The organism is Micromonospora terminaliae (assembly GCF_009671205.1).
Taxonomy (GTDB): domain Bacteria; phylum Actinomycetota; class Actinomycetes; order Mycobacteriales; family Micromonosporaceae; genus Micromonospora; species Micromonospora terminaliae.
Window position 1 is genome coordinate 6,225,215 of sequence record NZ_CP045309.1, and the last position, 18,666, is coordinate 6,243,880.

An 18,666-nucleotide genomic window follows, 5' to 3' on the forward strand; every position below is an offset into this window, starting at 1 on the left:
ATCACGTCGTACGCTGGCCGCGCGATCCCGTCCACTCGCCGGAGGTGTCGGTGTTCAGGGAAGTCAACGGTCTGCCGGGCCACGTCCTGGTCGTACACGCCGCGGTGGTGCTCGTGCCGCTGCTGGCGTTGCTCTCCGTCGCGTACGGGGTGCTGCCCCGCTGGCGGCCCCGGATGGGGTGGGCGGTGGCGGTCCTCGCCGTGCTCACCCCGATCGTCACCTGGGTGGCGACGGAGTCCGGCGAGGAACTGGAGGAGGTGCTGCGCAGCCGGGGCTACCCGCCGGAGGGCCTCCAGAAGATCCACGAGCACTCCGAGTACGGCGAGAACCTTCTCTGGTTCACCGTCGGGCTGGCCATGGCGGCACTCCTGCTCCTGCTGGTGACGAGCGGCCTCGCCCGGACCCGCAACCTGCCCCGCTGGCTGCCCCTGGTGCTCACCGCCGTGGTGGTCGTGCTCGCCGTGTTCGCGCTGATCTACGTCTACCTGACCGGCGACAGCGGCGCCAAGATGGTGTGGAGCGGCATCGTCTGACCCGGTCCGTGGCGGCCCGGCCGGCTCAGAAGAGCAGGCGTGAGCAGAGCAGGCAGGTGAGAAGCACCAGCACGACGCCGACGACGGCGCCGATGCCGTAGGTGAGCCGCTGCGCCTGCCCCTCGGCCTGGTCCATGGCGGCCATGTCCTGCGGCGGCAGCCGGCGCGGCGGCGTCGGCTGCACGTGCACCGGCGGCCGCCAGCCGGGCGGCGGCGGAACGGTTGGCGGCGGGCCCGCATACCCGGCCGGCGCGCCCCCGGGCCCCCAGCCAGCGGCCGGCACGGGCTGCTGCGGCCACGCACCGGCCGGGGCGGCCTGGCCGGGCCAGCCACCGGTGGATCCGGCCGGTCCGGGCCAACCGCCGGCCGGGGCGGCCTGGTGGCCGGGTCTCGCCCACGGGCTGTCCGTGTGGCCGGCGCGCGACCAGGGGCTGGCATCCGCTGGCGCCGCGTCGCCGGCCGAGCCCGGCTCGCTGCTGTCAGGCTGGTCCGTGCCGGAGGGCTGGTCTCTGCCGCGCTGGTCTGCGCCGGAGGGCTGGTCTGTGCCGCGCTGGGCTGTGCCGCCTGGCTCGTCCGCGCCGCGCTGTTCTGTGCCGGGCGCGTTCGTGGCAGGCGTCGGGTCCGCGTCGGCCGGTTGGTCCGGGCGTCGCCAGATCTCGTCCTCGGGGCTGCCACCGCTCGGCGTCGTCACGCCGTCCGACGCTACCAACGGCCTGGCCGGTCGGCCGCCCGACGCGGCGGGCCACCGCGCCATCCGCTCCGCCGGTTTGTGATCGACTCCGACTCGGCGAGGTGGCGGCATCGAGGGGCGTCGGATACCGCAAGCTCGGCGACCTGGAGTTCACCAAGACCCCGCCGTGCCGCGCCGCGCCGCGCCGCGTGGCTGGGTGCGGGCGCACGTCGGGCGGTCCGGCGTGAGCGGTCGAACCATTCCCCGTCCGGCGGTATCCTTGCCGCTCGTGAGCGATCCCGGCATCCGTGTCCCGCGCGGCGACGACGACCGCGTGGTCGACCTCAGCGACGACTTCGTGGTGCTGCCCGAGCAGACCACCGACGACACCGACCGTGGCTGGGGCGAGCGCTCGTCGGGCAACGACGACTGGCTGCTCGCCGAGCGCCCCCCGCACTGGGACTGACCCCACTCGCCGACGTCCGCCCGCGCCGACCTGTCCTCGGCGGCGCTGTTCGCCAACGTCCCGTCGGCCGTCCGGACCTGAGCCGTGTCCGCCCCGGGACGAGCCGGTGGTGCCGCGCGGCCCGGGTGGCGAGGCATCGGGATCCAGCGGCCCTACGAGTACCGGCTCGTTCCGGGCCTGAGCCGTGTCCGTCCCGGGACGAGCCGGTGGTGCCGCGCGGCCCGGGTGGCGAGGCACAGGAATCCAGACGAGTACCGCGGGCACCGCACCCCCGATCACGCCTACCGGGGCCGGGTCATTCGCGTACCACCACGGCGAAGCGGCTGCCCTCGGGCAGGGCGACCGCGCGCTGGGCCTGTTCGGGGCGGAGCGCCAGGTAGAGCGCCGAGGAACCGTCGACCGCCCCGGCCGCACCGACCACGTCGAGGACGAGCGCCCGCGGTGCGAGCAAGGTGGCCGTGCCCGCCGCCCCGCCCGCCGGTACGACCAGGAGGTCCACCCGGGCACCCGGGCGGAGAACCGCCAGCGCGGCCGGCTCGGCCAGCCGGACCGGCACCCCCACGGCCCCGGCCGGCAACGGCAGCGCCGTGCCCCGGCGATCACCAGCGGCCGGCGCGCCACCGCCAGCCGGAACGCCACCACCCCGGGCACCACCAGCCGGGGCGCCGCCAGCTGGGGGCTCACCGTCCGAGGCGCCACCAGCCGGGGCATCGCCGTCTGCGCCGGGAGTCACGGCCGGGCCCGGCGGACAGCCGGCCGGAGTCTGCAGGACGGCCGCGGCCAGCCCGAGCAGCACCGCGACCAGCGCGACCCGGAGCAACGTGCGCCCCCGGGGCAGCCCGCGCCAGCGCACCGGCCGAAGCGATGCCTCCCCACCCACCACCAGCGCCCTCCCACCCACGACTCCGACCGGTACGCGGGCAGGCTAGGCGCCGAATGACGGCCCCGGCCGCCCCCGCCGGCCCACCTGTGGAAAACCGTCCGACCTGTGGACAGGCCCGGGGAAACGGACAAGCACCGGGAAACGAACGTTCGCTGATCGAGCCCGGTCCAGGTGCGTTCCGACGCGTGTTGGCGACCGAGATGCCGACTCGGTACCGATCCGGTGGATCAGGCTGGGCATGGCGTCCCGGCCGGCGGGATCGAGCGGCGTCCGGGCCGAGAGCTGATGACGCCCGCGAGGGTGATCGCCAACGACCACGGGGCGGCCCGAGCGCCCGTTGACCAAGAGGCGACCGCCGTAGCCCAAGAGGCGAGCGGCCGTTGATCAAGAGGTTTGCGTCGGCAGGGCGCGAGATTCTGACGCAAACTTCTTGATCGACGCCGGAAAACTCGGGCCGCTGCCGGAGGACTCGGGCCGCCAGGACCGGCGGAATGGCGCTCGGGCTGGCCCTGCGTGAGCAGCTCGAGACGGCGCCGGGTGGGCGCATCACACTCGCCCCGGCACCTGCAGCGAGCCGGGGGAGGAAAGCCCTGGGGAACGCGAAAAGTGGCCATCCGCGTCGGATGGCCACTTTTCGCGGGTGGTCAGGAGGAGGAGCTGCTGGCTGCCGGCGTCTTGCTCCCCGACGAAGCGGAGGAGGACGAGCTGGACGAGCCGTTGCTCGACCCGCTGGACGAGCTGTCGGACGAGCTGCTGGTCGACGACTCCGACTTCGCCGGCTTGCTCGTGGTGCTCGTGGTGCTGTCGGAACCGGACGAACGGGAGTCCGTGCGGTAGAAGCCGGAGCCCTTGAACACGATGCCGACGGAGTTGAAGACCTTGCGCAGCCGCCCCTCACACGCCGGGCACTCGGTCAGCGGCGCGTCAGAGAAGGACTGCACCGCCTCGAGCTGGTGGCCGCACGCGGTGCAGGCGTACTGGTACGTGGGCACGTTCTCCTCCGGATCTTGGCTCGGCCGCTTGGCACTCGACGGATTCGAGTGCCAATGGTGCGTCATGGAACCCGGGTTCGTCCAGCGGAAGCGCCTTGGGCCACATCCGGCACCGCCACCAGGCCGCCCCCCGGCGTGATCACGAACCGTACCGGCCGGTCGTGGGGTTGCGCCGGAACCTCCTCGACCAGTTCACCGTCGTGCAGGAGCGCCACCGTGGGGACCGTGCCGGGCACCCGGGCCAGCGCGCGGTCGTACGAGCCGCCGCCCCGGCCCAGCCGGAACCCCCGGCGGTCCACCGCGAGCGCCGGCACCACCACGAGGTCGGCCCCGGCCACCGCCGCGCTGCCCAGCGGCGGGCCGGTCGGCTCGCGCAGGCCCCGGCCGGCGGCCCGCATGGACTCCGGGCCGGTGTAGGCGGCCCAGTCCAGGTCTAGGTCGTCGAGGAGCACCGGCAGCAGCAGCTCGGCCTCCGGCGGCAGCGCCGCGCGCAGGACCGCCGGCAGGTCGGCCCCGCCGGGCTCGGAACCGACCGGCACGTACGCGGTCATCCGGGCCGGCCGCAGCCGGCGTACCAGATCGACCAGCCCGGCCTGGACGGCCGCCGCCGCCTCGGCCCGGCGCGGCGCCGGCAGCGACCGGCGGTGGGCGAGCAGCGCGACGCGGAGGTCCCGCTTGGTCACATCCGCTTCATCCGAAAATTCCGGCACGCAACACTCCTGACGCAACGCTTGCCTCCCGGTCGCTCTGTGTCAGCATCGCAGGGAGGGGCGCAGTACTTCCGGGGGGAAGCTTGACGCTACGCGGGCGGTTGACGGCGGCCTTCCTCACGGTGGTGTTGGGCCCCGTCCTCCTCGGCGCGTTCTTCGTCGGGTCCACCCTGAGCGCCGTCGACCGCGGCCGCGCCACCGAGCGGCTGGGTGTCGCCGCGGCCGGGGTGCGCACGTCCGTCGACGCCCTCTGCCAGCAGCTCCGCGCGGCGGCCGACGCGGTTGCGCTGGTCGCCGACCCGGCCGCCCGACCCCGCGCAGCCGATCAGGTGGTCGGCCGAGGCCTGGCCGCCGCCGTGGTGATCGCCGACCCGGCCGGCCAGACCAGCTACGCCACGCCCGGCGGGCCGCCCGGGCCCTGGCAGGACTGCGCCGCCGACGCGACGACCGGGACGGTCCGCGCGCTCGCCGCCCGGGTCCGGCTCCGCGACCCGGCCGGCGCCGACCTGGGCACGGTCGCCGCCGCGCAGCCCGTCGACCCGGCCTTCGTGGCGCGGCTCGCCGCGGTGACCGGGGCGGGGGTCACCCTCCTCGACGACCCGGGCCGGATCACCCACACGACCGAGGACCGGGAGGTACGCGCAGCGGTGCTGGCCGCCGCCCGCCAGGCGGACGGGGATCGGGTGACCGGCACCGCCGACGGCCGGTACGTGCGGCGGGTCGGTCCCGCCCCCGGCCAGCCGCTGGCGCTGGTGCTCTCGGTGCCGGGGGAGCGCCCGCCCGGGCTCTACGCGGCCCTGGTCGGTGCCGTGGTGCTGGCCGCGCTGCTCGCCGTGGTGGCCGCGTGGCGGCTGGCCCGGGTGACGACGCGGCCCCTGGTCGAGCTGGCGGGCGCGGTGGACCGGGTGGCGCACGGCGACCTCACCACCCGGGTGCCGGTCCGCACCCGCGACGAGATCGGGCGGCTGGCCGGCGCGTTCAACCGGATGACCCGGGAGACCGGCAGCTACGTGGCCGCCCTGACCAGCAGCCGGGACCAGCTCCGCGGCCACCTGACCGTGCTCGGCGACACCCTGGCCAGCACCCATGACCTGCAACGCATCCTGCGGGTGATCCTGCACAGCGCGATCGCCGCCACCGGCGCCCGGGCCGGCGCCGTGCTGCTGGTCGACGGCGACGGCGCGCTGGTCGGCCAGTGCGTCGAGGGGCTGGACGGGCGCTGGCCGAGCGGGGACCCGGCCGACCCGGCCACGTTGCGGGTGCCGGTGGGCGCCGGGATGCTCGGCACGGTGGCCGCCACCGGGGAGCCGCTGCGCGGCCGGTGGGAGCCGGCGGACACGCCGACCGGGGAGCCGTCCTGCGAGACGTACGTGGCGGTGCCCTTCGCCGCCCCCCGCGGCGCGGAACCCCGCGGCGACCCGGACCGGCCCGGCCACCCCCCGGCCGACGGCGACGCCGCCGAGCCCGACCGCGCGCTCGGTGTGCTGGCCCTCTACGACCGGCTCGGCGCCGACGAGTTCGACGACGACGACCTCGTCACCCTGCGGACCTTCGCCGGGCACGCGGCCGTGGCGGTCGAGAACGTCCGGGTGCACGAGGAGGCGCAGCGGCTCTCGCTGACCGACCCGCTGACCGGGCTGTGGAACTACCGCTACCTGCGCGAGTCGATCCGTCGCGAGGTGGAGCGGGCCAACCGCTTCGGCCGGATGCTCAGCGTGCTCGCCCTCGACCTGGACCGGTTCAAGCACGTCAACGACACCTGGGGCCACGCCGCCGGGGACGCGGTGCTGGTCGAGTTCGCCCGCCGGGTGCGCGGCGAGATCCGCGAGGTCGACCTCGCGTTCCGGCAGGGCGGCGAGGAGTTCGTGGTGCTGCTGCCGGAGACCGACGCCCGGGGCGCCACGATCGTCGCCGAACGGCTCGGCGCGGTGGTCCGGGACCAACCGGTGCCGGTGGACGGGCACGCGGGCGAGCCCGTGCGGGTGCCCGTGACCGTCTCCATCGGCATCGCCGTCTACCCCGACCACGCAGCCGGCGGGCAGCAGGTACTCGATGCCGCCGACGACGCGCTGTACGCGGCGAAGGCCGCCGGCCGCGACGGTTACCGGCTGGCCCAGGCCCCCGATCCGGGCCCCACCCAGGAGGTCCCCGTGGTGGTCGCCGCGGTCAGTCCGCCCGACGGACTGCCCCGGGCCGGCGCCGGGGACGCCGCGGCGGCGGCACAGGGCGGCGCGTCTTCCGGTCCTCACCCGCCGCGGCAGACCCGTGGCCGATAGTCTCGCGACATGTCGGAGCACTCAGCGAACCCCTCAGCGACCGCCGCGACCGGTCGCTCCCGCGCCGTCAAGGCCGTCATCCCGGCCGCCGGCCTTGCCACCCGGTTCCTGCCGGCCACGAAGGCGGTCCCCAAGGAGCTGCTGCCGGTCGTCGACCGGCCGGTCCTCCAGTACATCGTCGAGGAGGCCGCCCAGGCCGGGCTCAACGACGTACTGCTGATCACGGGGCGCGGCAAGACGGCCATGGTGGACCACTTCGACCGCCGGCCCGACCTGGAGGAGCGGCTGGAGAGCAAGCCCGAGCTGCTGGCCGCCGTCAAGCGCACCGAGGACCTGGCCGAGATCTACACCTGCCGCCAGCCCGAGCAGCTCGGCCTCGGCCACGCCGTCGGCTACGCCGAGTCGCACGTGGGCGATGCGCCCTTCGCGGTGCTGCTCGGCGACGAGTTCGTCAAGATGGACGAGCCGCTCCTGCCGGCCATGCTGGACCTCCAGGCCCGCACCGGCGGCATCGTGCTGGCGTTCTTCGAGGTCGACCCGGCCGAGACCGCGCGCTACGGCATCGCCTCGGTCGAGCCGGCCGGGTCCGAGTTCGGCGACCTCGCCGAGGTCGTCAGGGTCACCGGCCTGGTCGAGAAGCCGAAGCCGGAGGACGCGCCGAGCAACCTCGCCGTCCTCGGCCGCTACGTGCTCCCCGGGAAGATCTTCGACGCGATCCGGCGCACCGAGCCGGGCAGCGGCGGGGAGATCCAGCTGACCGACGCCATGGAGATCCTGCGTACGGAGGGGGTGCCGGTGCACGCCATCGTCTACCGGGGCACCCGCTACGACACCGGCCAGCCGCTCGGCTACCTCCAGACCGTGGTGCAGATCGCCGTCGAGCGCGAGGACCTGGGCGCCGAGTTCCGCAAGTGGCTCACCGAGTTCGTCAACAACGGCGACGAGACGGTCACCGCGGCGATCCTGAACGGGATGCGCGACCGGTCCGGCGGTGCCGGTACATGACCGCGACGGCCGACGCCGAGGCGGCCGCGAACGAGTTGACGCCGCTCGCCGACTACCTGGGCAGCGTGCTGCGCAGGTTACGCGCGCTGCCTCCGCTCGACCTCGACCTCACCCAGGCGTACGGCAACGTCCTCGCCGAGGACGTGGTCGCGCCGCACGCGTACCCCGCCTTCGACCAGGCGGCGGTGGACGGGTATGCCGCGCGCTGGGAGGACATCTCCGGAGGGAGCCGGGGGCCGGGCTACGTCCCGGCCCCCTCCGGTATCCCCGGTGGCCGCAGCATCCGGCTCAACGTGGTCGGCGACCTGGGTGCCGCGAGCTGGCGCCCGGTCCGGCTCACCCCCGGCTCCTGCTTCTCGGTGGCGGCGGGCGCGCCGCTGCCCGTCGGCGCCGACGTGGTGGTCCCCGTGGAGTGGACCGACCAGGGCATGGCCGCCGTGGAGATCTTCCGCGCCCCCAAGCGGGGGTACGGCGTCCGCCGCGCCGGCGAGGAACTGCCCGCCGGCACCCTGCTCGCGCGCGCCGGCACGTACGTCTCGCCGGCCCTGGTCGCGGTCTTCGCGGCGACCGGCATCGGGCACGTGGTGGTCCGGCCCAGCCCGCGGGTGGTCATCGTGGCCACCGGCGACGAACTGGTCGACGTGGGCCGGGGCAGCCAGCCCGGGCAGGTGGTGGACACCAACTCGCACGCGCTGACCGCCGCCGCGGCCGAGGCGGGCGCGCTGGCGTACCGGGTCGGGATCTGCGACGACGACCCGGAGGCGCTGCGCGGCCTGCTGGAGGACCAGACCCTGCGGGCCGACCTCATCATCACCACCGGCGGCACCGGCACCGGCCCCGGCGACATGGTCCGCCGGATCCTGTCCCGCCGCGAGGGCGGCCGGGCCGGGCCGGTCACCTTCTCGGAGGTCGCCCTCTATCCCGGAACGGCCCTCGGATTCGGTACGGTCGGCGCCGAGGAGGTGCCGGTGGTGTGTCTTCCCGGTGAGCCCGGCGCGGCGCTGATCGGCTTCGAGGTGCTGGCCCGCCCGGCCATCCAACTGCTGGCGGGCGCCGAGCCGGTGTTCCGGCCCAGCGTCCGGGCGCACCTGCTGGAGACGGTCTCGTCCCCGGTGGGGCTGCGCGAGTTCCGCCCGGCGCACGTCGCCGAGCGGCGCGGCGGCGGCTACACCGTGCAGCCGCTCGCCGGTGGGCCGTTCACCCTCTCCGGCCTGGCCGAGGCCAACGGCCTGCTCGTCCTCGGCGAGCGGGTCACCACCGCGGCGGCCGGGTCCACCGTGGACGTCCTGCTGCTGGACCGGCGCCGGTGAGCGCGAGGAGTGAGCTTGCGAGCCCCGCAGTCGCGAACGGAAGGCTGACTCGGTGAGCTGGTTCCGGCGGCCTCCAGGGTGGCCGGCGGTGCTGGTGGACGGTCCGGTGGTGCTGCGGCCGTACCGGCGGTCCGACGCGACGAGCTGGTCGGAGATCCGGCGCGCCAACCGGGCCTGGCTGGCGCCCTGGGAGTCGCACCTGCCGGGCAGCTGGGACGAGATGAACTCGCCGGCCGCGTTCCGCTACGTGCACGCCGACCAGCGGAAATCCGCGCGGACCGGCGACGGCATGCCGTTCGCGGTCTGCCTGCGCGAGAACGGCGCGGAGCGGCTCGTGGGCCACCTCAACGTGGGCAGCATCGTGCGGCGCGCGTTCTGCTCCGGGTACGTGGGCTACTGGGTGGACTCCCGGGTCGCCGGCCGTGGCGTCATCCCCACCGCGGTGGCCCTGGCCGTGGACCACGCCTTCGGCCCCGGCGGGCTGCACCGGATCGAGGTGAACATCCGGCCGGAGAACCAGCCGTCCCGCCGGGTGGTGGAGAAGCTGGGCTTCCGCGAGGAGGCCTACCACGTGCGCTACATGCACATCGACGGCGCGTGGCGGGACCACATCGGATACGCCATGACCAGTGAGGAAGTGGTTGCCGAGGGCGGGTTGCTGGCCCGCTGGCACCGCGTGCGTGACAACCGCGGGTGAAGCCTCCCACTCACCACGCCCGGCGCGGCGCACGGAGAAGTCGGTCGACGGCCCGTAACCTCAAGTAACTGCAAGCTGTGGCAAGCGCTGCCTGCCCGCACGATCTGCGCCATAAACGACGGGCGACGGAAGAAGTTGCGGTCGTGTGGCGCTCGCCCCGAACTTGGTGACGGGAGGGGTGAGGGTGCCGACCTCGGTGCTCCTCGCCGTCCTCGCCGCCGCCGGTCTGCTCGCCCTCGCGCCGGCGCTGGTCCGCCGGTACGACGCCACCGAGCGGCTGGTGGCGGAGCGGGCGCAGTCGACGGCCCGGGTGCTCGAGCGCCGCCGTCGACGCCGCACCGTGCCCGGACGGCGGCCGGTGCACCCGCCCCGCTCCCTGATCGTCACGCTCAGTGAAGACTCCGACACGGGTAGTCTCTCCCGTCCGGTGTCGGCGCCACCCGCCCGGGGCCGCTCGGGGCGGCTCCGCGCGGTGCCGCCCGCCCCCGCCAAGTCCCGCCGACGGCACCCGCCGAAGCGCCGGCACACCCCCGCCGTCTACCGCCGGCGCCGGGTGCTCGCCGCGCTGCTGCTGCTCAACTTCGTCGAGCTGATCGGCGTGGTGCTGGTCAGCCCCGGATTCTGGATCAGCGTCTCGGTCACCGGCGCGCTGCTCGTCGCGTACGTCGTACACCTGCGGCAGCGGGCCCTCGCCGAGCGCCGGCGGCGGCGCGCGGAGGCCCGGGAGGCGGCCTGGCTGGCCGCCCGCCAGGCCGAGGTGCGCCGCGAGCAGGCCCGGCGCGCCGCGGCCCGGCGGGAGGCGCAGCGCCGCCTGGCGGCCCAGCGGGAGGCGGTCCGACGTACCGCCATGGGGCTGGACCGGCCCGCGGACCTGCCGCCCGCCGCGAGCGGTGGCTCGGTCTCCTACCGGCGCGCGGGTGGCCTGCGCGGGCGGCCGTACCAGAGCGGGCGGGGCGCCTGAAACTTTTCCTGCCGGTGATGTCGAATCCGGCGGGGGTCGTCCGACGGGTTGGTGAAGGCCGGTGCGGAGCCGGCCCGCGGACAGGGAGCATGTGATGGCCAAGATCGTGTCGAACTTCTTCATCTCGCTCGACGGTGTCGTGGAGCGGCCGGAGCAGTGGCACTTCCCCTACTTCGACGACGAGATGGGCGCCGCCGTGGGCAGCGGGGTGGCGGCGACCACGGCGTTCCTGATGGGTCGCACGCAGTACCAGGAGTGGTCGGAGTTCTGGCCGAACCAGACCGGGGACGACATGGAGTTCGCGTCGTTCATCAACGCGGTGCCGAAGTACGTGCTGTCCACCACCCTCACCGGGACGACCTGGCAGAACTCGCACCTGATCTCCGGCGACCCGGAGCAGGTCGCGGCGCGGCTGCGGGAGATCAAGGAGAGCACCGACGGGCAGATCGCCATGTCGGGCGGCGCCACCACGGTCCGGTGGCTGCTGGCCAACGGCCTGCTGGACGAGCTGCGGCTGCTGGTGCACCCGATCGCCGTGGGCCGCGGCCAGCGGCTCTTCGAGGACACGCCGACGTACCCGCTGCGGCTGGTGAGCAGCGAGACCTTCAAGAGCGGGGTGCTGTACCTGACGTACACCCCCGCGTGAGCTCTCGCTTCGAGATCTTGGAGGGTTTCGGCCCCGATCCGGGCCGTTTCCCTCCAAGATCTCCTGCTGGGGTGGGGCGGTTCGCTTCGGGGGCGCCCGACCTGTTAGCCTTGTCGCCGGCCCGCCCGATGCAAGCCGGGTGGGACCGACGCTGGTACGCCAGCGGAGGGGCTGTGGCGCAGACCGGTAGCGCACCTCGTTCGCATCGAGGGGGTCAGGGGTTCAAATCCCCTCAGCTCCACCCAGCTCAGAGGCCGTTTCCGCTCGTCGGAAGCGGCCTTTCCGGTTGTCTGGCCGGATCGGCGGTGCCACGCCCACCCCGGCACTATCGTCGGTGCATGATCAATGGTGCGCACGTGATCATCTACAGCCGGGACGCGGAGGCGGACCGCGCCTTTCTGAGGGACGTGCTCGGCTACCACCACGTCGACGCCGGTCACGGCTGGCTCATCTTCCGGCTCCCGCCCGCCGAGGTGGCCGTGCACCCCACCGAGGGCGAGACGTCCCACGAACTGTTCCTCAAGTGCGACGACCTCACGGCGACCATGGCGGACCTGGCCGCGAAGGGCGTCGAGTTCACGGTCCCGGTCACCGAGGAGCGGTGGGGTCTGCGCACGGCGCTGCGGCTCCCCGGCGGGAGCGACCTCGGCCTCTACGAACCGCGCCACCCGGTCGCGATCTGATGCGCCGGCGCACTCCTCGCACGGACGGCGGCGGACGCGTCAGGCCCTGCGTACCTCGGTGACCATGACCGGATAGGGGCCGGCGGGCATCTCGGCGGTGGCCTGGTCGGCGGGGATCACGTTGTCCATCCGCATGCGCAGCTGCTCGGCGTCGGCGGCGTCGAACACGACCCGCCACGCCCAGCCGCCGCCGTACTCGCCGGTCAGCTCGAACGTCGCGCCCCTTCCCGGGCCGCCGGTCAACGACATCGGCGTCGGCTGCTGGTGCCACGAGTCGCCCCAGACGGCGACCAGCGAGCCCTCCCGGTCGCCGGCCCCGACGACGACCAGGCCGTCCTGCGGCCCGTCGTCCGGGTGCGTCCAGGTGTAGGCGACCGAGGTGAGGTGACCACCGGCCGCCGTCGTCACGGTGACCGTGGCCGGCGACTCCGCGAGCGGGTCGGGAGGCATCAACCGGAACCCGTTGCTGCCGGCCCAGGACCCGGCGAAGTCGGCGAGGATCATCCGCCCACCATAGGCGGCGACGGGAGACCGTCGATCGAGACGGGTTCGTGTCCCGGACGTGTCCGGCCCCGCACCCGGCGTCGCTAACGTCGTCGCACATGAGCCCGCCGCCGTACCCGTCCACGATGGTCCCGAACCGGAACCGCGTCGTCTGGGTGGTCGTCGGGATCTGCGTCGCGGCGCTCCTGGTGGTGGTGCTCATTCCGGTGGCCGGCTTCGTGATCTGGGTGACCACCGGCCCGGACATCGACGAGCCGCGGCAGGCGGCCGACCGGTTCGTGCGGCAGCTCGAGCGGGGGGACGACGCGGCCGCGTACGCGTCGACGTGCCCGGAGGTCCAGGCTCGGATCACGGTGGCGGGGTTCAGCGCGGCCGTGGAGCGCCTGGGGCGCCCGGTCTCGCACGAACTCACCAGTGCCGTCTTCGGTGACGAGGCCGGCGGCAGTGCCTTCGTACGGATGCGGCTGACCGACGCCGCCGGTGACACGACCGCGGTGAGTCTCCATCTGGAGGCCGATCCCGCCTGGCGCGTCTGCGACGACCTCCTCGGCTGATCTCCAGCTCGCGTCGCACCGCCCCTGGCAGCGGTTTCGCCGGTCCGGGTTACCGGCCCGACCACCGTGGTAGTACTGCCTGAAATCAGCGCGAAGCGGACAGGAGCGCGGTCGGTAGATGCCACGCGTCGGGGATCACGAGGGCGGCCACGAAGATGGCCGCCATCGCCACCCGAAGACCAGGACGAGGTCGAAGAAGATCTCGAAGGTGGTGGCCCGCTGCGATTCCGCGACCGGCACCGGCCGCGGCCGGGACACCTCAGGCGGTGAAGTCGTCCCGCGCGTCCCCCGCGTCCTGCTGGACGTGCTCGCCGGGCCGTTTGCCCCGGTTCTCATCCTGGCGCCGCACCTCGTCCGCCTCGGACCGCTCGTCCCGGTTCATGTCGCCCAACCGCGCCCGGGCCGGGCCGGCCAGGTCCTCGAGGTCGTCCTTCGCCCGTTCGACGCTCATGCCGCCTCCCCTGTCGCCGTGGGCGCCGTCGCACCCCTCCGCCAGCGGCGTCCCCGGCCGTCGAGGACTGAAACCCCGGGGACGGTCAAGCACTTCGACCGCCCACCGCGCCTCACGCGACGGGCTGTGTGAGCGCGCTCCGTACCGCGTGGAAGTCGGCGGAGCGGTCCGCCTGCGGGCGTGTGGAGACGAACCCGACGACTCCGAGTGTCTCCGCGTCCGCCCAGCCGCAGACCGTCAGGTAGCTGCCGTCCTCGGCGCGGCCCTGTCCGCAGCGGGCCTCGCCACCGAGCGGGCCGGCATCGACCGGCTCGGTGCCCGTGATCCGGTAGACCTTCAACGCCCGGCCCAGGGCGCCTGACGGGTCGGTGACGGTTCCGGACGCGCCGCTGACGTACACCACGTCGGCGTCCGGCGTCTCGCCCCCGTAGGCCCAGCCGACGGCGCTGGTGGGTGCGCCGACCTCGCGCTTGAGCTGATCGAGCTGGGACCGTGCGCCGCCGGTCAGTTCCCGGCTCATCGACTTCGGCATGCCGAGGAGGGTGTCCGGCGTGGACAGTTTCCGCTGCGGCGGTTGACTCGTGCTCGCCGGTGCGGACGGCTCGGCCGCAGGTTCCGTCGTCGTGCATCCGGCGGCCGACAGCAGGGCGGCGGTGGCGAGCGCGGCAGCGGTGGCGGCGACCGTTCGGGCGGTCCTGGTGCGGCGGATCGTCGCCATGATGCTCCTCAGCAGAAGGGGAGCGGTAGCTTAGCGACCCGTTCGCCGGCCCGGTGGCCTGCGGGCCGGCGGGTGACAGCTGATGATTCGGTGGCACACGGAGAGGTCCGGACGGATGAGGGGCCGGTCCCTTCCGGGACCGGCCCCTCATCGGGTCGCGGACTCTGTCACGGCTTCCAGGAGCCGGCGGTACGCAGGTGGTGCTGGTACTCCAGCGTGCCGTTCTTGTCCTTGACGTCGAAGATGAGCTGCCCCGTGCGCTTGCTGCCGCTGGGCAGGTTGTTGCCCGAGCCCATCAGCTTGCCGCAGCCGGAGAAGGCGCCCGCCACGCCGTTCTCCTCGGCGCCGTCGGAGCCGACCCACTTGAAGAAGAACGGGTTGACCGAGCCGGTGCCCTTGGTGACCTCGGCGGTCACGTCGGCGATCAGGTACATGCCGTTCTTCGGCCCCGGCATGAACTCCTGGCAGGCCTTGTCCTTGGTCCGGAAGTTGCCGACCGTGATCTCGACGGTGCCGTCGTCGTCGTTGACGATCAGGGTGTCGCCGGACGGCATGTTGAAGGTCTCGCTGTCCGTCTGGCCCGGCTCCGGCGTCGCCGTGGTTCCGCCGGTCGGCGCGTCGTCGACCGGGTTGCTGTAGGTGACCCCCGGGGTGGGCAGGCTGTCGATCGCGTCCTTGGTCTTCTGCGCCCCGCTGTAGATGGCGAAGATGCCGCCGCCGCAGCAGAGCAGCAGCATGACCGCCACCACGATGCCGACGGTGATCCAGACGTTCTTGTTGGACTTCTTGGGCGGCGGCCCGAACTGCCCCGGTGCGGGCGGGTACGGCCCGGCCGGCGGGTACGCCTCACCCGGCGGCGGGTACTGCCCGGGCGGCGGCGGGAACCCGGCACCCGCGGCCGGGTACGGCGGCTGCGGCGGGTAGGGAGCGCCCGAGGTCGGGGGCTGCGGCGGGTACGGCGTGCCCGAGGCCGGCGGCTGCGGCGCGTACGGCGACTCCGCGGCAGGCGGGTACGCGCCACCCGGCGGCGGGTACGGCGCACCGGAGGTCGGCGGCTGCGGCGGGTACGGGGCACCCGAGGTCGGCGGCTGCGGCGCGCCCGACACCGGCGGCTGCGGCGGCTGCGGGCTGCCGGGCACCGGCGGCATCGGCGCGGTGGGGAACGCCTGGGTCGGCGGTTCCTGCGGCTGCTGGTTCGGGTCCTGCGGTCCGAACGGAGGCTGAGGGTGGCTCACCGTACTCCTTGGGCACCTTCGAGATCGTCAGTCGGAACGACGGTACAAGCCGACCGCAACGCGACCGCCGGGCCCTCACCCCGGTACCAGAACGGCAGCGGTGCGCACCAGACCGGCGTCCACCGCGAATCGGCCGGCTATCGACGACGGCGGATCGGTCACCGGCGCGGCGGCGAGGCGGGCCGGCGCGATCCGGGCGGTGAAGGTGCCCGCCGCGGGATCGAGCGTGACGCGGGCGTCGGGGAAGTCCAGCCAGGTGCCGACGAGCGGGTGCCAGACCTTGTAGACGGTCTCCTTGACGCTGAACAGCACGACCGACCAGGCGACCCCGCGGGGCAGCCGGGCCAGCTCCGTCTCCTCCTCGGGCAGGCAGACCTTCCGGCGTACCCCGGTGGGAAGTTCCCGGTGGCGCTCGGCGTCGATGCCCACCGCGCGGATCTCGGCGGCGCGGGCGGCGGCGGCCGCGCAGTAGTCCCGGGTGTGGGTGATGGCGCCGACGACGCCGGCCGGCCAGACCGGGGCGCGGTCAATGCCCGCGGGCACCGGCGCGGCCGGCAGCCCCAGGCCGGCCAGCGCCCGGCGGGCGCAGACCCGGCCGGCGGTGAAGTCCCGGCGGCGGCTGGCCACGGCCCGCTCGCCCAGGCCGGCCCGCTCGGCCGGGAGCAGCGCGCCGGTCCAGTCCGCGGCTCCGGCCACCGCCACGGCGACCTCGGGCGGCAGAAGGTCCCGCATGACGCCGAAACGTACCGCAACCATGTAACGCCGGAGAGTTCCGGGACGCTGTTCGAGCGTTCCGGGGAGGCACAGTCCACTTGCACGAGTCCACTCACGAGAGGATGGGCCGATGACGCCTGGCGCGAAGGCGTCGGAGTCACGACCGGGCGAACACGCCCCCGTGACCCCCGACTGGACCTGTGGATCCTGCGGTGAGGACTGGCCCTGTGCCACCAAACGCCGGCAACTGCTGGACGAGTACCAGGTGGACCGCGCCTCGCTGAGCGTCTATCTCGGCTCCTGCCTGGCCGCCGCCACGCAGGACCTCCGTACCGCCCCGGTCGGCTCGCTCCAGGACCGGTTCATCGGCTGGGTGCCGCGCCCGCCGCGTACCCTCTGACCCGCGCTTCCGGTGGCCGCCGCGTCGGGTTCGCGGCGGCCACCGGTCGCGGGTTCACGGCCGGCGGGGCCGCCGGGTGAGGGCGAAGCCCACGACGCCCGCCACGGCGGCGAGCACGCCTCCCGCGCTGGTCCACACCCAGCGCGAGCCGGCCTCCGGAAGCCAGCCGGCGAGGCCGTCCTCCTCCTCGGCGACCGCCTCGGGCGCCGGCTCCGCCCTGAGTACCGTGCCGGCCCTGGTGTTCGCCACCAGTGGCGCCGCCAGCTCCCCGTCGTCGCCGGACCCGCCGCCGTGGGTGTCGGCGCCGACCAGCAGGTCCACCTCGACCGGCAGGCCCAGGTCGGGCTCGGGCAGGTCGGTGACCGAGAGCCGGAGGTAGTAGGTGCCGGGCAGCGGGTCGCCGGACCACGGCTCCGCCCAGGGCCGGACGCGGCGCAGCGTGCAGCCCAGCGCCACGCTGGTCGCGGTCGCCGCCGCGGTCGGGGTCTGCGCGCCGGCCGTGCACGCCTGGCGGCGGCGCAGCCCGTCGAACACGTCGACCGTCCAGGTGGACGTCCCCGTGCGCGGCGTTCCGAAGGAGACCGTGGCCGTGATCTCGTGGACCTGGCCGGCCTCGGCGCGGAACGACCAGTAGAGGTGGTCGCCGGTCGAGGCGGCCACCCGGACCGGCTGGCCGGGGGTGATGGCCGTGGCGGTCAGGAACGAGGTGCCCGCCTTGGTGACGGTCGCCGCGCCGGGCGACGGCGTGGGGGCCGCGGCGGCGGCCGCCGGGGTGAGGGCCAGCCCCGCGGCGGCCAGCGCCGCCGCGGAGGCGATCAGGGTAGGCATCCTCAGTTCTCCCTCCAGGTGGCCACCCACCAGCGGGTGAGCAGCCCGGCGACCAGCCCGGTGACCAGGCCGGCCAGGGTGAGCAGGAGCAGCAGCGCCCAGCCGCGGCCGAGGTCCGGCCCGTCCGGGGCGGGGGACGCGCCGACCACGTCCACGGTCAGCTCCACCGGCATGCCCGGGGCGGCCTGGGTGCCGGCCCGCGGCGCGAACGAGTTGCTGACCACGAGGCACACGGTCCGCGCCGCCCGCATCCCGCTCGGCGTGGGTTCCGGGCTCTCCTCCTCGGCGGCCGACCAGCGCAGCCCGGCCGACACCACGTCGGTACGCCCGCTGCCGGCGTCGACGCCCCGGACCAGTTCCCGCCCGTCCGGGGCGGTGGCCCGCAGCAGGACGCCGTAGTCCGGGTTCACCGGCCGGTCCAACGCGACGCTCACCGAGGCCCGCAGCTCCTGCCCGGGGCGCACCGGAACCCGGTACCAGCGGTGCTCGGCGAACGCCTCGCGGTCGGTGTAGACGCCGGGGGCGAGCAGCGGGGCGCCGTCGCAGCCGGGCGACCCGCCGACCACGGTCGGGGTGGCGGTGTAGGTGTCCCGGGCCCGGTCCACCAGCTGCTTGATCCGCCCGGTCAGCTCGTCGGCGCTCTGCGCCGCGGTGTACGTGCCGCCGGTCGCCCCGGCGATGCAGAGCAGCTGCCGGCGGACCTTCTCGTCGGGGGCCAGGCCGAGCGTGTCGACGACCAGGCGGGTGCCCTGGGCGGCCAGCTCGCGGGCCACCTGGCAGGGGTCGGGCGGGGCGCAGGTGTCCTCGCCATCGGTGATCAGCACGATCCGGCGGGCGGTGCTGCCGGTGCCCAGGTCCTGCGCGGCGGAGCGGAGCGCCAGCCCCACCGGGGTGAAGCCGGTCGGGCGCAGCGTGGCGACGGCCGCCTTGGCCTGCGTACGGTCCACGGGTCCGACCGGCACGATCTGCTGGGTGTCCTGGCAGCCCTGCTTCTTGTCCTTGCCCCGGTAGGTGGCGCCGAGCACCCGGATGCCCAGCTGGTTCCCGTCCGGCAGGGCGTCGACCACCTCGTTGAACGCCTGCTGCGCCACCGCGATCCGGCTACGCCCGTCGATGTCCCGGGCCCGCATCGAGCCGCTGACGTCCAGGACCAGTTCGACCTTGGGTGGCTCGGCGGGGGGTTCGGCGGTCCCGTCGTCGGCCGCGGCGGGCGGCGGACCGATCAGCGCGGTCGCCGCCAGCAGTCCGAGAAGGACGGCCGCCGGTCGTCTCTTGTTGATCACCGGGCGAAGTGTAGTGAGATCCACTGTGGAAGATCATCGGGGCTCGGCCATCAAGATCGATCGATGCCCAAAGTGCCATGATCAGGGGCTGGCTCACGCGTCGGCGAATGGTAAGGAATTCGTGATGTTTCCGCAGCGTGACGGACC

At 74.5% G+C, this 18,666-nt stretch carries 22 protein-coding genes, 1 tRNA gene and 1 pseudogene; 13 read left to right on the forward strand and 11 right to left on the reverse strand.

The features are described 5' to 3' along the window. The first annotated feature begins 50 nt into the window (after window positions 1–50). Complete coding sequence (locus GCE86_RS28985) at window positions 51–533, forward strand: DUF2231 domain-containing protein (RefSeq protein ID WP_154229842.1); 483 nt, start codon at window positions 51–53, stop codon at window positions 531–533. A gap of 25 nt (window positions 534–558) precedes the next feature. Here GCE86_RS28985 and GCE86_RS31905 read toward each other — a convergent pair whose 3' ends face one another. Next, complete coding sequence (locus tag GCE86_RS31905; protein ID WP_204341679.1) at window positions 559–723, reverse strand: hypothetical protein; 165 nt, start codon at window positions 721–723, stop codon at window positions 559–561. 760 nt (window positions 724–1,483) lie between these two features. On the opposite strand from GCE86_RS31905, the gene GCE86_RS28995 reads away from it, so the two are divergent. Then, entirely contained in the window at window positions 1,484–1,669 is a 186-nt protein-coding gene (locus tag GCE86_RS28995; RefSeq protein ID WP_154229843.1) for a hypothetical protein, read from the forward strand. A 295-nt stretch (window positions 1,670–1,964) separates the two neighbouring features. Here the strand turns inward: GCE86_RS28995 and GCE86_RS29000 are convergent, their stop codons facing one another. Continuing rightward, complete coding sequence (locus GCE86_RS29000; protein WP_244317109.1) at window positions 1,965–2,522, reverse strand: flagellar biosynthesis protein FlgA; 558 nt, start codon at window positions 2,520–2,522, stop codon at window positions 1,965–1,967. A gap of 636 nt (window positions 2,523–3,158) precedes the next feature. On the opposite strand from GCE86_RS29000, the gene GCE86_RS32260 reads away from it, so the two are divergent. Beyond that, window positions 3,159–3,389: a hypothetical protein gene (locus GCE86_RS32260; RefSeq protein WP_239542398.1), complete on the forward strand. Its 231-nt coding sequence runs from the start codon at window positions 3,159–3,161 to the stop codon at window positions 3,387–3,389. Window positions 3,390–3,451: 62 nt separating this feature from the next. Here GCE86_RS32260 and GCE86_RS32265 read toward each other — a convergent pair. Together GCE86_RS32265 and GCE86_RS29010 are read right to left on the reverse strand one after the other, a co-directional pair. Further along, window positions 3,452–3,610: pseudogene (locus tag GCE86_RS32265) on the reverse strand (FmdB family zinc ribbon protein); the annotation flags it as partial. Continuing rightward, complete coding sequence (locus tag GCE86_RS29010) at window positions 3,607–4,254, reverse strand: 5-formyltetrahydrofolate cyclo-ligase (RefSeq protein WP_154229845.1); 648 nt, start codon at window positions 4,252–4,254, stop codon at window positions 3,607–3,609. The gene GCE86_RS29010 and the pseudogene GCE86_RS32265, both read right to left, overlap by 4 nt. An 83-nt stretch (window positions 4,255–4,337) precedes the next feature. On the opposite strand from GCE86_RS29010, the gene GCE86_RS29015 reads away from it, so the two are divergent. From GCE86_RS29015 to GCE86_RS29050, 8 genes are all read left to right on the forward strand, one after another. Next, the gene (locus GCE86_RS29015) at window positions 4,338–6,530 is read left to right on the forward strand and encodes a GGDEF domain-containing protein (RefSeq protein WP_167537081.1); all 2,193 of its coding nucleotides are present in this window, start codon (window positions 4,338–4,340) and stop codon (window positions 6,528–6,530) included. A 9-nt stretch (window positions 6,531–6,539) separates the two neighbouring features. After that, window positions 6,540–7,535: a UTP--glucose-1-phosphate uridylyltransferase gene (locus GCE86_RS29020; protein ID WP_154229846.1), complete on the forward strand. Its 996-nt coding sequence runs from the start codon at window positions 6,540–6,542 to the stop codon at window positions 7,533–7,535. Beyond that, window positions 7,532–8,845: a molybdopterin molybdotransferase MoeA gene (locus GCE86_RS29025; protein ID WP_154229847.1), complete on the forward strand. Its 1,314-nt coding sequence runs from the start codon at window positions 7,532–7,534 to the stop codon at window positions 8,843–8,845. The genes GCE86_RS29020 and GCE86_RS29025 overlap by 4 nt, the downstream gene beginning before the upstream one ends. Before the next feature lie 88 nt (window positions 8,846–8,933). Further along, complete coding sequence (locus GCE86_RS29030) at window positions 8,934–9,542, forward strand: GNAT family N-acetyltransferase (RefSeq protein ID WP_208818047.1); 609 nt, start codon at window positions 8,934–8,936, stop codon at window positions 9,540–9,542. Between the two features lie 178 nt (window positions 9,543–9,720). Continuing rightward, the gene (sepX, locus tag GCE86_RS29035; RefSeq protein ID WP_208818048.1) at window positions 9,721–10,503 is read left to right on the forward strand and encodes a divisome protein SepX/GlpR; all 783 of its coding nucleotides are present in this window, start codon (window positions 9,721–9,723) and stop codon (window positions 10,501–10,503) included. 94 nt (window positions 10,504–10,597) lie between these two features. Continuing rightward, window positions 10,598–11,149: a dihydrofolate reductase family protein gene (locus GCE86_RS29040; protein WP_154229850.1), complete on the forward strand. Its 552-nt coding sequence runs from the start codon at window positions 10,598–10,600 to the stop codon at window positions 11,147–11,149. A gap of 167 nt (window positions 11,150–11,316) precedes the next feature. Beyond that, a tRNA-Ala gene (locus tag GCE86_RS29045) sits at window positions 11,317–11,390 on the forward strand. 97 nt (window positions 11,391–11,487) lie between these two features. Next, window positions 11,488–11,832, forward strand: coding sequence for a VOC family protein (locus GCE86_RS29050; protein WP_154229851.1), 345 nt, complete (start codon window positions 11,488–11,490; stop codon window positions 11,830–11,832). Window positions 11,833–11,871: 39 nt separating this feature from the next. Here the strand turns inward: GCE86_RS29050 and GCE86_RS29055 are convergent, their stop codons facing one another. After that, complete coding sequence (locus GCE86_RS29055; protein ID WP_154229852.1) at window positions 11,872–12,336, reverse strand: DUF1579 family protein; 465 nt, start codon at window positions 12,334–12,336, stop codon at window positions 11,872–11,874. 98 nt (window positions 12,337–12,434) lie between these two features. Between GCE86_RS29055 and GCE86_RS29060 the strand changes: the two genes are divergently transcribed. Beyond that, the gene (locus GCE86_RS29060; protein WP_154229853.1) at window positions 12,435–12,890 is read left to right on the forward strand and encodes an Rv0361 family membrane protein; all 456 of its coding nucleotides are present in this window, start codon (window positions 12,435–12,437) and stop codon (window positions 12,888–12,890) included. A gap of 259 nt (window positions 12,891–13,149) precedes the next feature. Here GCE86_RS29060 and GCE86_RS29065 read toward each other — a convergent pair whose 3' ends face one another. From GCE86_RS29065 to GCE86_RS29080, 4 genes are all read right to left on the reverse strand, one after another. Further along, window positions 13,150–13,341, reverse strand: coding sequence for a general stress protein CsbD (locus GCE86_RS29065; RefSeq protein WP_154229854.1), 192 nt, complete (start codon window positions 13,339–13,341; stop codon window positions 13,150–13,152). Window positions 13,342–13,453: 112 nt separating this feature from the next. Beyond that, on the reverse strand, window positions 13,454–14,059 hold the full coding sequence (locus GCE86_RS29070; protein WP_154229855.1) for a hypothetical protein: 606 nt from the start codon (window positions 14,057–14,059) through the stop codon (window positions 13,454–13,456). A 167-nt stretch (window positions 14,060–14,226) separates the two neighbouring features. Further along, window positions 14,227–15,294, reverse strand: a complete 1,068-nt coding sequence (locus tag GCE86_RS29075) for a DUF4352 domain-containing protein (RefSeq protein ID WP_154229856.1) — start codon at window positions 15,292–15,294, stop codon at window positions 14,227–14,229. A 75-nt stretch (window positions 15,295–15,369) separates the two neighbouring features. Then, the gene (locus tag GCE86_RS29080) at window positions 15,370–16,026 is read right to left on the reverse strand and encodes a 4'-phosphopantetheinyl transferase family protein (protein WP_154229857.1); all 657 of its coding nucleotides are present in this window, start codon (window positions 16,024–16,026) and stop codon (window positions 15,370–15,372) included. Window positions 16,027–16,138: 112 nt separating this feature from the next. Here GCE86_RS29080 and GCE86_RS29085 point away from each other — a divergent pair, with 112 nt between their 5' ends. Then, window positions 16,139–16,408, forward strand: a complete 270-nt coding sequence (locus GCE86_RS29085; protein WP_154229858.1) for a hypothetical protein — start codon at window positions 16,139–16,141, stop codon at window positions 16,406–16,408. A 54-nt stretch (window positions 16,409–16,462) separates the two neighbouring features. Here the strand turns inward: GCE86_RS29085 and GCE86_RS29090 are convergent, their stop codons facing one another. Next, window positions 16,463–17,236, reverse strand: a complete 774-nt coding sequence (locus GCE86_RS29090; protein WP_154229859.1) for a peptidase — start codon at window positions 17,234–17,236, stop codon at window positions 16,463–16,465. Window positions 17,237–17,238: 2 nt separating this feature from the next. Further along, entirely contained in the window at window positions 17,239–18,519 is a 1,281-nt protein-coding gene (locus GCE86_RS29095; RefSeq protein ID WP_154229860.1) for a VWA domain-containing protein, read from the reverse strand. Between the last annotated feature and the right edge of the window lie 147 nt (window positions 18,520–18,666).

Bases quoted from the DNA above. Each gene is read 5' to 3' on its own strand.
- GCE86_RS29025 (WP_154229847.1), top strand. From the start codon at position 7,532: ATGACCGCGACGGCCGACGCCGAGGCGGCCGCGAACGAGTTGACGCCG.
- GCE86_RS29060 (WP_154229853.1), top strand. From the start codon at position 12,435: ATGAGCCCGCCGCCGTACCCGTCCACGATGGTCCCGAACCGGAACCGC.
- GCE86_RS29055 (WP_154229852.1), bottom strand. From the start codon at position 12,336: ATGATCCTCGCCGACTTCGCCGGGTCCTGGGCCGGCAGCAACGGGTTC.
- GCE86_RS29085 (WP_154229858.1), top strand. From the start codon at position 16,139: ATGACGCCTGGCGCGAAGGCGTCGGAGTCACGACCGGGCGAACACGCC.
- GCE86_RS29070 (WP_154229855.1), bottom strand. From the start codon at position 14,059: ATGGCGACGATCCGCCGCACCAGGACCGCCCGAACGGTCGCCGCCACC.
- GCE86_RS29080 (WP_154229857.1), bottom strand. From the start codon at position 16,026: ATGCGGGACCTTCTGCCGCCCGAGGTCGCCGTGGCGGTGGCCGGAGCC.
- GCE86_RS29020 (WP_154229846.1), top strand. From the start codon at position 6,540: ATGTCGGAGCACTCAGCGAACCCCTCAGCGACCGCCGCGACCGGTCGC.
- GCE86_RS29090 (WP_154229859.1), bottom strand. From the start codon at position 17,236: ATGCCTACCCTGATCGCCTCCGCGGCGGCGCTGGCCGCCGCGGGGCTG.
- GCE86_RS29065 (WP_154229854.1), bottom strand. From the start codon at position 13,341: ATGAGCGTCGAACGGGCGAAGGACGACCTCGAGGACCTGGCCGGCCCG.
- GCE86_RS29040 (WP_154229850.1), top strand. From the start codon at position 10,598: ATGGCCAAGATCGTGTCGAACTTCTTCATCTCGCTCGACGGTGTCGTG.
- GCE86_RS29050 (WP_154229851.1), top strand. From the start codon at position 11,488: ATGATCAATGGTGCGCACGTGATCATCTACAGCCGGGACGCGGAGGCG.